12 protein-coding genes are annotated in these 12590 nt (G+C 57.1%); 1 reads left to right on the top strand and 11 read right to left on the bottom strand.

Going from position 1 to position 12590, the window contains the following annotated elements; genetic code table 11:
* Positions 1–46: 46 nt before the first annotated feature.
* The 11 genes from K8I61_16580 to K8I61_16630 all read right to left on the bottom strand — a co-directional run bounded on the left by K8I61_16580 (position 47) and on the right by K8I61_16630 (position 11537).
* The gene (locus K8I61_16580; GenBank protein MBZ0273656.1) at positions 47–2095 is read right to left on the bottom strand and encodes a cation-translocating P-type ATPase; all 2049 of its coding nucleotides are present in this window, start codon (positions 2093–2095) and stop codon (positions 47–49) included.
* Positions 2096–2335: 240 nt separating this feature from the next.
* Entirely contained in the window at positions 2336–2848 is a 513-nt protein-coding gene (locus K8I61_16585) for a periplasmic heavy metal sensor (protein MBZ0273657.1), read from the bottom strand.
* A gap of 105 nt (positions 2849–2953) precedes the next feature.
* Positions 2954–3649, bottom strand: a complete 696-nt coding sequence (locus tag K8I61_16590) for a hypothetical protein (protein MBZ0273658.1) — start codon at positions 3647–3649, stop codon at positions 2954–2956.
* 112 nt (positions 3650–3761) lie between these two features.
* A complete protein-coding gene (locus tag K8I61_16595) occupies positions 3762–4109 on the bottom strand; it encodes a hypothetical protein (protein ID MBZ0273659.1) in 348 nt (115 codons plus the stop codon).
* A gap of 93 nt (positions 4110–4202) precedes the next feature.
* On the bottom strand, positions 4203–4466 hold the full coding sequence (locus K8I61_16600) for a hypothetical protein (GenBank protein MBZ0273660.1): 264 nt from the start codon (positions 4464–4466) through the stop codon (positions 4203–4205).
* Positions 4467–4560: 94 nt separating this feature from the next.
* Positions 4561–5049 carry a hypothetical protein gene (locus K8I61_16605; protein ID MBZ0273661.1) on the bottom strand — a complete coding sequence of 163 codons (489 nt, stop codon included), beginning with the start codon at positions 5047–5049 and terminating at the stop codon, positions 4561–4563.
* 63 nt (positions 5050–5112) lie between these two features.
* A complete protein-coding gene (locus tag K8I61_16610; protein ID MBZ0273662.1) occupies positions 5113–5457 on the bottom strand; it encodes a P-II family nitrogen regulator in 345 nt (114 codons plus the stop codon).
* A complete protein-coding gene (locus K8I61_16615; protein ID MBZ0273663.1) occupies positions 5454–8573 on the bottom strand; it encodes a CusA/CzcA family heavy metal efflux RND transporter in 3120 nt (1039 codons plus the stop codon). The genes K8I61_16610 and K8I61_16615 overlap by 4 nt, the downstream gene beginning before the upstream one ends.
* 12 nt (positions 8574–8585) lie before the next feature.
* Entirely contained in the window at positions 8586–9641 is a 1056-nt protein-coding gene (locus tag K8I61_16620) for an efflux RND transporter periplasmic adaptor subunit (GenBank protein ID MBZ0273664.1), read from the bottom strand.
* A gap of 35 nt (positions 9642–9676) precedes the next feature.
* Positions 9677–11032: a TolC family protein gene (locus tag K8I61_16625; protein ID MBZ0273665.1), complete on the bottom strand. Its 1356-nt coding sequence runs from the start codon at positions 11030–11032 to the stop codon at positions 9677–9679.
* Between the two features lie 139 nt (positions 11033–11171).
* Positions 11172–11537: a hypothetical protein gene (locus K8I61_16630; protein MBZ0273666.1), complete on the bottom strand. Its 366-nt coding sequence runs from the start codon at positions 11535–11537 to the stop codon at positions 11172–11174.
* 399 nt (positions 11538–11936) lie between these two features.
* Between K8I61_16630 and K8I61_16635 the strand changes: the two genes are divergently transcribed.
* Complete coding sequence (locus tag K8I61_16635; protein ID MBZ0273667.1) at positions 11937–12578, top strand: hypothetical protein; 642 nt, start codon at positions 11937–11939, stop codon at positions 12576–12578.
* Positions 12579–12590 lie beyond the last annotated feature (12 nt).

Here is a 12590-nt window from a genome sequence, read left to right on the forward strand (position 1 = left end):
GGTTTGTACTCAGTGGTATGTGGGGTACTTATGGTCATCATTGGCCTTAAGCCCTTAGCATTCTCAGACCGTTGCCGATGACCGCGAACTCGCTTAACTCGTGTGCCACGACTGCAACAGTGAGTGAAAAAGAACCCGTCAGCGCCCCGATGATGAGTCCGGCGACCACGAGGGCCGAAAGCACCAAATTCTGGTTCGCCACTGCCGTGCTCTTTCTTGCAAGAGAGATGGCGTAGACGAGCCGTTCAAGATCGGTACCCATCAAAGCAATGTCGGCTGTTTCGAGGGCGACGTCCGAACCGGCTGCGCCCATAGCGATCCCGACGCTTGCAGCGGCGAGCGCAGGGGCGTCATTCACTCCGTCACCCACCATTGCGACGCTGCCATAACGAGTCTCGATGTCTCGAATTGCATCGACTTTTTCCTGTGGTTTGAGCGCCGCACGAATCTCGCGTATTCCGACTTCGCCTGCAATAGCCATCGCCGTGCGTTCGTTGTCGCCGGTCAACATGATAGCACTTCCAAGCCCGAGGGCGAGAATGCCGGTTACGGCCTCCTTGGCTCCTGATCGCGGATTGTCGCGCAACGCCAGTATCCCCAGCACTTTTTCACGCTGGCCAACGAGAACAACGGTTTTGCCTTCGTCTTGAAGTGACTCGATTCTCTGAGACAAATGCGAGATATCCACGCCGTGCTCATCGGCGAACAAGGAAGCGCTGCCAACAATCACCTCTTCGCCGTCGATGTGAGCCTTGGCTCCCGCACCGGTGAGCGCCGTGAAATCCACACTCTGCGTCGTCGTGATCTTGCGGGTATCCGCCTCCCGCACGATGGCTCTTGCAAGCGGATGCTCACTCCACATTTCAACGGCGGCGGCCAAACCGAGCAAGTCCGTTTCGGCGATTGCCGAATCGTCGTTCGAGGCCGGAATCACATCAGTCAACTCCGGCAGCCCCCGCGTGAGCGTGCCGGTTTTGTCGAAGGCCACGGCTCGGATTCGAGCGAGGGACTCGACATGGATTCCGCCCTTGAACAAAACGCCATGACTCGCGGCGCGTCCGAGGGTCGCGACCATCGTGATCGGAATCGATATTACCGCGGCGCAAGGTGCTGCCGCGACGATGAAGACCGTCGCGCGAGTCAGCCAAATCGTAAGTTCGCCCGAGCCGAGCAATGGCGGCAGAACTCCTATCAGGATGCCGATGGCAAGGACCGCGGGACTGTAATATTTCGCGATTCGGTCGATCAAACGCTCTCGCTCTCCCTTGCGCTCCTGGGCTTCTTCAACCATTTGAATAATACGCGCGATGGTGTTGTCATTCGCCGTGTGCGTGGCGCGAACGCGCAATCCGCCTTCGCCGTTGATGCTGCCCGCGAACACCTCGTCGCCCGGTGCCTTCTCGACCGGAATGCTCTCTCCAGTAACCGGCGCTTGATTGAGAGCCGATCGTCCTTCGACGACAACGCCGTCCGTAGCGACCGACTGCCCGGCTCTCACGATGAAGACATCGCCAACCGACAGGTCTTCAACCGGCACCTCGAACGAGTCGCCATTGCGTTCGATGAGGGCGGTCTTGGGAGTCAATTTCATGAGCGCGCGGACGGATGCCCGCGTTTTTTCTTCGGTGAATCCTTCCAGGGCTTCGGAAATGGAGTATAGGAAAACAAGGACGGCTCCTTCCCCCGGCATGCCAAGAACGGCGGCGCTGATCGCCGCCGCCGCCATGAGGAACTCGATGCCGATGCGCCGTTCATCTATGAGGTCCTCCACCGCCTCACGGGCAAAGTAATACCCGCCGATGACCATCGCCGCCAAGTAAAGAACCGTTGGCAGGACTTCAACCCCAAGGGTGCCCGATAACCAACCGACCAGGGACAACAATCCGGCGGCAATGGAGGCCACGACCTTTGAGTGCTTCCACCATACCGGGCCTTTTTGTTTTGTTTCGGCGATCGGTGGAAAGCCCAGTTCAGTAAGCCGCACGATGAGAAGCGATTCCGTTGTCGCCGCAGGGTCGAATTTCATGTCCACGCGACCTGCCTTCGCAAGCACTCGCACTGAGGAGACGCCTGGCTGAGATTCCAGGCCGCGCATGATAATCCTCGCCTCATTCTCGCAGTCAACATTTGCGCAACGAAAGCTCAGTTCCTGAGCGTTGGCAGGCTGATCGCCATGCCCCTGACCGGCATGTTGGAATTTTTCACGACTCATGATCTGCACCTCCACGCAAAATAGGTGCCGCGTTCCGACTCTGCTTCGCGCACAACTGCCGCGGAACCAGCAAACGAACGAGTCGTCGCTGGTTCCACGGCCCAAAGTGATGCCGATGTCGCGTTACCAGCCCCAGCCGTCACAGTAGTAACCGCCGTGGGTTGGAGCGTTCGAGTTCCCAGAGTGCATCCCTTGCGAATGCCCCCGCATTCCGCATGGGCAAAATGCATAGTCACCATAATAGCTTCTCTGGACTTCCGACAGCACCTTTTTGACCTCGACGTTCATTTGGACGCGCAGGCTTTCCATCTCTGCAATCATGTCGGCGCGCTGTTTTCGCAAATCCTTGATTTTCGCCAGGTTGGGTTCCGACTTGGCGAGTTCGGTGTCCAAGGTGGTATTTGCGTCGTCAATCCGGCTGTTCAGCGAGTCAAATCGTCCCTTATAATTTTTCTGGATTTTATCAATGGTCGTTTGTTGATCGCCGCTCAGGCGAGCATCGTCCGGGACTGCGGCATGGGAATTCCCCATTCCCTGACCATGTCCCCATCCGCACCCACCGCAGGCGTAGGCGCTGGCCGAAGCCATCAGAAGGCCGACAATCATCGCCGTAACTGTGAATACGATCTTGCGCATCGTTTGGTCCTTTCTGCTCTCGTGCTCAGCACGAGCCTTCAATTCGGAGCCAAGTTGTGTCCCCGACCCCTGGTTGTGTTCAATCGGTCAAATTCTGTTGCCGCATCAGTCGTCGTCCATCATGTCGTCGTCGTCCATCATGTCGTCGTCTTGCCAGTCGTCATCCATCATATCGTCATCGTGGTGGTCGTCACTGCAATTTCCCCAGTGGTCGTGGTCGCCGTTCATCATGCCGCCATCGGACCACCAGTCGTTGCAGTCGTTCCACATCTGGCCGAGGAAGCCATCCATTTGCTGCGTGTGCTGGTCGGCCATCTGCCCGCAGGATTCACTCCACTGTTCCCCGCAGGTCGCCCAGAAGTCATCCAGGGATGATCGGCATGAATCGATAAAGCCCTGAAGTTGGCCCATGCGTCCTTGGTCCATCATGTGGCCACCCGACATGCACTGATCCGACCAGTCGCCTGTCGCCCCGCCATTCATCGGGCAGTCGTCGGCAAACTGATCGCATTGCGAGCGCATCTGATCCCAGAGGTTCGACAGATCGCCGATTCCCTGGTCCAGGCGACCGTAGTAATCATCACGGGATCCTGACTGGTCCGAGGCGTCGGCGTACTGCGTCACCGCCAGGCGCATGTCATCGACAATTGAGAGGAAGTTCTGCTCCACCGACGAGCTTTCGTCCGCTGATTGGCTGTCGTCGTCATCGTCACCGTTGCTGCTGTTCGTGTCACAGCTGACGGTAAGCGCGAGAGCGAGGGTCGTCATCGCACCGATAAGAATGAAAGTCGCTTTCTTCATGGTCTTTGCTCCTTCTGAATGACCATCATGTCGCGGGCGACGCCCTTCCACGCGAATAGCGGAAATGGCTCACCCTGACGGAGATATTCGGTTCAGGATTGGTCGCTGGGAACTACGCCAAGCGGGGAGGGTGAAAAATGGAGCCGATGAAATCTTGGAGGACTTGATTGTCCATCGCCACAACCTTCTGTACCGGTGTCGGCGGCTCCAGGGTGCGACCGAACGGGCTGAATACGAAGGTATGAAACGATGAACAGTTCAGACAATGATCGGAGGAACTGGGTTGGTGATCGGTCTTCGCGTGGCCCTCGGGCGCAATTTCACAGCAACAAATGCGCCCGAATGCTCCCAGACCGTCCTTCCCTTCTGATGCCACGTCCAAGTGAGGAAGAACGACCACCACGAACGCGCCAAGAACCAGCGCGGCCAGAAAACGTGTTTTGGCCGAATGTTTCACCATAGCATTCTCAATATATCGCTCGATTTGCAGATGTCAAATCGACTCTCGTAACGATGATTACGTGACAGGGGTATTTTGCTACATCCGCCTCGTTCATTCGCACACGCCAGGGTTTCTGGACACCTCCATGCTATCGGGATTGCAGGAGTCCTCGCCGTTTTCCAAACTGTAGGGCGTTTCCGTTCGCCCGAAGATTTCAGCCGGAATCTCAGCAGACGGTTTTTCGCCTCGCGCTTGGACACCCGTTGAAGGCATCTGACCTCGTATCGAGTTCGTCGCGATGCTTGACGCGTTTACGCAAATCAGAATGCCGGAAACAACGATGACGATGGCGATGCCGGCGAGCACAGCCGCCACGACTACTCGTCGTTTCACTTTGAAGTGGCCGAAGATAAAACAATCCAAGGCCAAATTCTGCCGAAGAGCGACAGATCGCATTAGTTAGCACCCATCATTTCACCTCTGAGGCTGACACTTCGCGCCCGGCTGTATTGGCCCCGCAGTTGAAGGGCGCGCGCAGATCTTTGGCCTCGCTGTGAAAAGCGACTTTGACGATGGAGCCATCGGAGACTTCCACGGGCAACTTCACCTCGAATCGAGAACTCAGAGTCGGTTTCCCATGACGCGGACGTGAAATATGCACGTAGGAACTGCCTTCATAGACAACAGCGCCGTCTTGGGAGGTTACGGCGATATCGAGGTGACCGACAGGAGTGGGATTGGCCTGCGTCCGTATTGGACGTACCTGGCCGGTAACAACGGTCGTTCCCTCCACCCGACGAATCGCCAGGTTGCCGATCTGTAAGTCTTCGGACTTGGCACTGTTCAAGGCGATTCTCCCATCCGCCGCCAGATTCGGAGCGGTCGTCGCGCATCCCACTATGATGACGATCAGCGCAGAAAGTGTCGCCAAAAGAATGCCGTAGCTCTTGGAATTCATGTCTTATCTCCTTTATCAATTCCGCTTTCCCGTTTCCGAGAAAGTCCTTGTTCGCATTGAAAATCACTCGTGCTTGATCGGCCATCTTTCTCCGGTCCCGATCCGCACCTTCGATTCGATATCGACGGTGAATATCTTCCCATCCCCTCGAAGACCCGTGTGCGCCGCTTTCTCCAGCGCGTTCACGATGGTGTCGGCCAGCTGGTCCTGGCAGATGATTTCGACTTTTACCATGTGGACAAAGTCACCGGCGTCATCCGCCGCGTGGTGGTGCATGGCCTTCAGCCACGTGCGACCGAAACCGCGACAGTCGAACACACTCATGCCGGTCAATCCCTCGACTTTCCGTAACGCGAGGGTCACCGGAGCCAACCGTTCCGGCTTGATGTAGGCGTGGATGAATTTCATGACAGCTCCTCCTCTGTTTCAGGAATCTCGATTTCGGGGACGTTGGCGAACCATCGATAGACAGCCGGGATGACGAGCAACGTCAAAAAGGTTGATGTGACCAGGCCGCCGATGACCACCGTAGCCAGCGGCCGTTGTACCTCGCTGCCAGTTCCGGAAGACAAGACCATCGGCACCAGACCCAGGCCCGCGGCGAGAGCCGTCATCAAGACTGGACGCAGGCGCATGCAAGCCCCTTGCACGCTCGCTTCCGCCAGAGACACTCCTTGGTTGACCAACTGATTCAAGTACGTCACCAGCACCATCCCGTTGGCGAGCGCAATTCCGAACAAGGCGATGAAGCCGACGGAAGCCGGAACGGACAGGTTCTGCCCCGACAGCCAGAGCGCGGCGACGCCGCCGACCAGCGCCAACGGAATGTTCAGGAGAATGAGGAATGAATTCTTCAGCGAGTTGAAGGATGAAAAGAGGAGCAGAAATACGATGAACAGCGTCACGGGGATGACGAGCATCAGACGCTTGTTGGCTTCCTGTTGAAGCTCGAACTGGCCGCCCCAACTTACCAAATAGCCTGGTGGAAGTTTTACCTCGGCCTCAATCGCTCGCTGGGCGTCATTCACGAAAGAGCCGATGTCCCGTCCTCGGACGTTGCATTGGACCGTGATGAAGCGCTGGTTGTTCTCGCGGGTGATCTGACGTGGCCCGACGATTTCCTCGATGACCGCCAGTTGCGATAGCGGAACGCGCGTGGCGTCAGGACCGTGAATCAGGATGTCGCCGATGGCCTCCTTGCTTGCTCGGGCTTCCGGCGCGAATCGAAGTACGATGTCGAATCGGCGGATATCCTCGAAGATCTGTCCCGCTTCTTCGCCGCCGACAGCCATGCGGATGGTTTCCTGAACATCCGCGACGTTGATGCCGTATCGCGAGATGGCGGCTCGGTCCACTGTGATGCGAAGTTGCGGGGTGCCGGTGATCTGATCTTTTTGAACATCCGAGGCGCCTGGAACTTTGGCGATGACACGGGCGATCTCATCGGACTTTTCTTTCAGCACCGCCATTTCCGACCCGAAGAGCTTGATCGCCAGTTCCGCTTTGGTGCCCGTGAGCAATTCATCGACCGCAGCCGCGATCGGTTGCGTAAAGTTGAACTGCGCACCGGGGAAATCCTTAAAGGCTTCGCCCATCTTGGCATAAAGTTCGGATAACGAGTGAGCCGTTTCCCATTGGTCCATTGGTTTCAGGGCAACGAACGCTTCCGCCGAGTTGACAGGATCGGCGTGTGCGCCCACTTCGCCGCGCCCGACCCGTGTTACGACGCGCGTGACTTCGGGAAATCTTTCCATCAGCCGTCGCTCGAAACGAGTCATAGTGTCGCGGGATTCCTCAAGGGAAATCGAGGGCGCCATTGTCGCTCGAATCAGAAGGTCGCCTTCATTCAGACGCGGCACGAATTCCGAACCAAGGCGCGTAAAGATAAATCCGCCGATGACGAGCAGGATCAACGCAATGGCAACGGCGGCCGCTGGTTTCCGCACAAAAAACGATACCGCCGGGCGATAACCGCGCAGCAAACCTCGCAGTACGATAAACTCTTTGTGCTCTGCTCCTCCGGCTTTCGGCCGTTTCATCAACAGACTGGCCAGCACCGGCACGAACAGCACGGCGAATAGCAGGGAGCCCAACATGGCCGCCGCCATCGTCTGAGCCAGCGGTTTGAAGGTCTTACCCTCGACGCCTTGGAGCGTGAAGAGCGGCAGAAAAACAATGACGATGATGAGAAGCGAAAAGAGAATCGGTCGGGCGACTTCGGAGCAAGCGCGTGCAACCACGTGAATTTTCGGTTCCGCCGGATCGCTCTCTCGCAGCATCCGATCCACGTTCTCGACCATGACCACCGCCCCGTCCACGAGTAGGCCCAAGGCGATAGCCAGGCCGCCCAGCGACATGAGGTTCGCCGAAATACCGATGAACCGCATGGCGAGAAATGAAAAGGCGAGAGAAAACGGGATGGCGGCAAGGACAACGATGCTCGGCCGCAGTCCACCCAGCAGAAGAAGCTGGATGATGACAATCAGAACGACCGCTTCAAGCAGGGCTTCGGTAACCGTGTGGACGCACTTGGCCACAAGGGTCGCCTGGTCGTAATACGGAACAACCTTGATGCCCGGTGGAAGGATGCGGTTGATTTCCTCCATTTTGATTTTCACGTCACGAATGACGTCCGAGGTGTTGGTCCCGATGAGCTTGAGAACCATTCCAACGATGGCTTCGCCTTTGCCATTCATGGTTGCGAGACCGCGACGCACCTCGCCGCCCACAACCACGTCTGCGACCTGCGAAAGATAAACCGGCGTGCCATCCTTGACCTTGAGTACGATCCGCTCGATATCGGGCACCTTCTCGGCAAGCCCGATGGAACGAACCACGTACTCCTCGGCGTTCTTGACGATGAATTGCGCGCCCACGTTGGAGTTGTTCGCCTTTACGGATTCGAGAATGTCGTTCAAGGATAGGTCGTAGCGCAGGAGATCGACTGGACGAACCTGAACCTGGAATTGTTTAACGTCGCCTCCGAGCGATAGCACTTCCGTAACGCCAGGAACCGTCTGGATGTTGAATTTGATGAGCCAGTCCTGGATGGAACGCATCTCCTCCTTGCCGCGCTTACCCGTCTCGTCTTCGACGAAATAGAACAACACCTGTCCCATGCCCGTGGCGATGGGCCCCATTTCCGGTTCGCCGAAGCCCTCGGGTATCTCCTCGCGCGCAAGCTGCAGCCGCTCACCGACAAGCTGGCGCGCGAAGTAGATATCCGTGCCGTCTTCAAAATAGATATTCACGACGGACAAGCCGAAATTGGAAACGGATCGAATCTCGTGGAGATTCGGAAGACCGTTCATGGCCGTTTCGACGGGATAGGTGATGTACTTTTCCACTTCCTCGGGTGCGAGGCCTTCCGTTTCGGTGAACACTTGCACCAAGGCCGGGGTGACGTCCGGAAAAGCGTCAACGGGGAGTTGTCGGTAGGCCAGGTAACCCGCGCCCAGGAACAACACCCCGATAACGGTAATCAGCAGACGGCTGCGAAGGGCAAATTCAATCAATCGCGTCATGAAACGATCCTCTTAGTGGTTGTGGCCGTCTCCGAAGGAGGCTTTGGACAATTGAGCCTTGAGTGTGAACGCGCCCTTGGCGGCGTATTGCTGCCCAGTCTGCAATCCGGTCAGGACTTCAGCCTGGTCGGGAGTCGTCCTTCCAGTCGTGATCGGAACCGGCCTGAATCCTTCCTCCGTTTGGACGAATACGGACGCCTTGTCCTCGATGGTTTGAATGGCGCTTTGCGGGATGACCAACGGAAGCTGCGTCTCGTCCACCGTGACGCGAGCGGTTACAAACGTTCCCGGACGAAGGCTGTTTTCCGCGTTCTTGACCACGACGCGCGCCAAGGCCGTTCGGGTATCCTCGCTGACGACCGGCCCAAGATAAGAAATCGTTCCCTCGTAATCCGGCTGATCCGTCCCAGTCGAAATGTTGACCGCCTGACCCTTCCGCACATGGGGCAGGTCCTTCTGGTAAATACGCAGGTCCACCCAGACGGTGCTCAAATCCGCGATGACGAAGAGCGGTTCCGCGTCCTGATGCAATTCTCCCACGTGCGCATGGCGTTCGATGATCGTCCCGGAAATGGGCGCCTTTATTTCGTAGTTCGATAAGCTCTCGTTGCTCTCCATGACCGCGAGAATCTGTCCTGCGCCGACACGATCTCCCAGGCTCCGACGAACCTCTCGGATGACGCCCGCAAAGCGAGGATTGACGTGGGCCAAACGGTCGGTGTTCAGACCGACTTCGCCGGGCAGAGTCAATTCGTGTCGTAGCGATCCCGACCCGGCTGTGGCGATTTCAATGCCGAACTCCTTCAGAACTGCGTCGCTCAGTCGGATCACCCCTTCCTCCCCGTGCTCTTCGTGAGCAGCGCCCTTCTCGTCGTGCGCCCCGGGTTTCTCTCCATGTTTGTCCTCACCGTGATCGTCGTGCGCTTCGTTTTTCGATGCACCCTCGGACGCATAGGCTTGTGTCGGCGGCAGTTCCGCGCCGCCGGATCCCAAAACCCAACCGATGCCGAAAGCAGCGACGACAATCGCCGCGATGGCCATTCCCCAAAAAGTCTTCTTGTTGCTCATTGTCTGACTCCTCATTTTGAACGGATTTGTAACCGTCATGGATTCATGGATTGTCCCGTCAACCGTTCGATGTCGGCGACGGATTGGTGATACTCGGAGAGGACTTCCACCAGGCGCGATCTCGCGTCATAGAGGGTCCGCTGCGCGTCCAGGACTTCCAGGAAGCTGAAGCGGCCCATTCGGTAGAATTCCTCGGCGCTTTGAAATGCGCTTTGCGCTTGAGGGATGACGTCCGCCCTTTGGGAATTGATTTCCGAAAAAGCGGCCGACAACCTTTGATAGGTATCCGTCAGTTCGGTGCGAAGACGCAGCGTGGCCGCGCGGCCGTTTTCCACTGCTTTTCTTTCCTCGAAGCGCGCGGCCGCCACATTGCCCTTGTTGCTGTCGAAAATCGGCAATGGAATGCCGATGCCGAGTACGAAGGTGGTATCGTCCGCATCGCCGAACCGTTGCACGCCGCCTCTGACCGTCAGATCGGGAACGCGGTTGGCTTTTTCCAAATCCACTGCCGCGCGGCGCAGGCGAAGTTCGTCTTCAAATCGGGCAAGGTCCGGATTCTGCGCGATACGGGATTCCAAGTCTGCCAGTTGGGGGATGGACGGGACGGCCTGGAAATCTCCCGTAACTTTGTCTAAGGAGGACGCGCCGCCGCCCCAAATCGCCGCCAATCGCTGCTTCGTGGCGGCGAGATTTCTCGCGGCGTTTTCGTGCTCGATTCGGCTTGAAGCAATGGAGACGCGCGCCTTGGCGATTTCCAATGCGGGCGCTTTCCCGATTTCATGGAGTTTCTGGACGGTTTCCAGGAGACGTTCCGACAGTTGAACCGCCTCGCCGGTGAGCGCCAGCTTTTCCTGGGCAGTCAAGACATCGATGAACGCCTTGACGACGGAGGTTAACACCTCGATGCGTTTGGTCTCATAGTCCCATCCCGCCGCTTTGCCCTCCAGTTCGGCTACGGCGGAACGCTTCGACCTCTTGCCGCTCAATTCGAGTGCTTGGCTCAGCGAAAACGTCGCCGCCGCGCCGTCAAACCCGCTACGTTCTCCAGCGCCGCCGAATTCCTCGACCTCTGCTTCGAACTCAGGGTTCGGCGATACGCCTGCTTGCAGGAACCGAGCTTCCGCCGCGCGCACGTCCCAACCGAATGCTTTCAACTCGGGGTTGTTCATCAGCGCGAGAGCGAGTGCTTGCGAAAGCGTCAACGGGCCTTCGATTTTGGAGGTTCCCTCTGAGTCGGGCTCATCTGAAATCGCGGTCGGCGGTCGGTATGACTCGACACTTCCGCCTAATGGACGCTGGGTCGGCCACGAGGCATCGATGCGGTGACTGGCGCAACCGATCACCAGGAAGGCGATGCACGAAATAAATAAGGCAATTCCGTAACGGAACATGAATCGATTACTCCTTCTACGCGGCCCCCGGAATATTCCCGGAGGCGCGTAATTCATTGAAAACGCATGGTTGTCACCGGCGACTGGCCGTGTGGCTCAACCGGCCGGATCTAAATTGTCGTCGGGATTTGACTTGGGACTAGGCGAGTCGTGGCGGACGTTCGAAGGTAACCACAAAGAGGGGATTTAGCGTGACATGAACTGATTCCAGAGCGCCCACCAGCACGAGAGGAAATTCGACGTTGGCACTCGTAACGATCATAGTATGTTGGGCCACGCAGCAGGCCAGATGGTCGGAGTCCGATGAAGAGTCGGAACTTTCGGAGCCGCCACGATCGTCAGTGGAAGGAACTGCGCAGTCCATCATGGCGGGGCAGTAGGACTCGCAGGACGCCTCGTCGTTTTGGCAGGCGTCCGCGTGGGGCGCGTTCAGCAGCAAAACGCCGAACAGCGCGAGCAACGCCGCCAACCGATTTATTTTGAGGCACATACGCAACATGGTCATGAAACCTATTACCGCATCGTCAAGGTGTCAATCGTTTTCTCTCGGGTTCCCATGGACTACGTAATCCAGCACACCGCTTCTCGGCCCGAGTTCTTTTTCAGACACACGCACGAGGAAAAAGGTTTCATTGAGCCGCATTTTTTTCCGCTCGGGCTAAGAACTTTTAGCAATGACGATTCCCCGATATCGAACTGAGCAGGCGCGTCCATCCCGGCACGTAATCGCTCCTTATGCTCTTGAAGAGCTTATCGGGGTTAGGGAGGGTTGGAAGGGATTGGGCTCTTAGGAGGGCTTTGAAAAAAATCTAACCCTCACATGAAAACTTCTTGCTTTTCGACCTCAAATGAGGTAGAAAAACAGGAAGTGCATTGCTGGCATGGACCAGCAGAAAGGAATACGATGAACGCAATTGTCCGTCAGGAAACAGTGGAAGTCAACGAAAGACTTGCGGAAATTGGCCTCAACGCTGAAATTTTGCTGGCTGCTGTGAAAGCCGGTGAGATGGCTAGAAGTAGCTGCACTGCCAACGATCCCCCCTTTCTGGTTGCAGTGATGCCAGGGGGCAGAGCACTGCGTGCATTGCGCGAAAACCTTTTACCGTTGGGCTGGGTTAGGAGCGACGAGGGCCACCTTTCAACGGTTATCGATCCTGAAGGCCGTCTTGCCATCACCGTTGCGTCTGGAGATGAAGGGACTGGCCAAGCGGAGGCCTCACCGAAAACAAAAAGCCAAAAAGGACCGGCTACTGTGGCGGCGGTCGAACAGAATAGTCGGCAACTCTCGCTGTTTGTCCTTTCGCCCGCGCCGACACCGATCCATCAGTCTGACCCCGAACGAGTCACTTGGCTTCTATTGATTTCGCGGAGGCGCGAGGAAGTTCGTTGCGAACTGTCCCTTCCGGCTTTCATCGGAGAGGATGATCGAGTCGAGGATTGGGCGGAACGCATCATTTTGGAACCGGTTCGTCTTGATCCGGAGCTTCTGACAATGGAACCCGAGGAACCGAGTCCGGAAATCGTCATCGAAGTCAACCGTCGCTGATTGAAACAAAGG

The organism is bacterium (assembly GCA_019912885.1).
GTDB lineage: Bacteria > Lernaellota > Lernaellaia > JACKCT01 > JACKCT01 > JAIOHV01.

Coding starts and splice junctions, on each gene's coding strand:
- K8I61_16585 (MBZ0273657.1), bottom strand. CDS start 2,848: ATGCGCAAGATCGTATTCACAGTTACGGCGATGATTGTCGGCCTTCTG.
- K8I61_16595 (MBZ0273659.1), bottom strand. CDS start 4,109: ATGGTGAAACATTCGGCCAAAACACGTTTTCTGGCCGCGCTGGTTCTT.
- K8I61_16615 (MBZ0273663.1), bottom strand. CDS start 8,573: ATGACGCGATTGATTGAATTTGCCCTTCGCAGCCGTCTGCTGATTACC.
- K8I61_16610 (MBZ0273662.1), bottom strand. CDS start 5,457: ATGAAATTCATCCACGCCTACATCAAGCCGGAACGGTTGGCTCCGGTG.
- K8I61_16605 (MBZ0273661.1), bottom strand. CDS start 5,049: ATGAATTCCAAGAGCTACGGCATTCTTTTGGCGACACTTTCTGCGCTG.
- K8I61_16630 (MBZ0273666.1), bottom strand. CDS start 11,537: ATGACCATGTTGCGTATGTGCCTCAAAATAAATCGGTTGGCGGCGTTG.
- K8I61_16580 (MBZ0273656.1), bottom strand. CDS start 2,095: ATGCGCGGCCTGGAATCTCAGCCAGGCGTCTCCTCAGTGCGAGTGCTT.
- K8I61_16625 (MBZ0273665.1), bottom strand. CDS start 11,032: ATGTTCCGTTACGGAATTGCCTTATTTATTTCGTGCATCGCCTTCCTG.
- K8I61_16620 (MBZ0273664.1), bottom strand. CDS start 9,641: ATGAGCAACAAGAAGACTTTTTGGGGAATGGCCATCGCGGCGATTGTC.
- K8I61_16635 (MBZ0273667.1), top strand. CDS start 11,937: ATGAACGCAATTGTCCGTCAGGAAACAGTGGAAGTCAACGAAAGACTT.
- K8I61_16590 (MBZ0273658.1), bottom strand. CDS start 3,649: ATGAAGAAAGCGACTTTCATTCTTATCGGTGCGATGACGACCCTCGCT.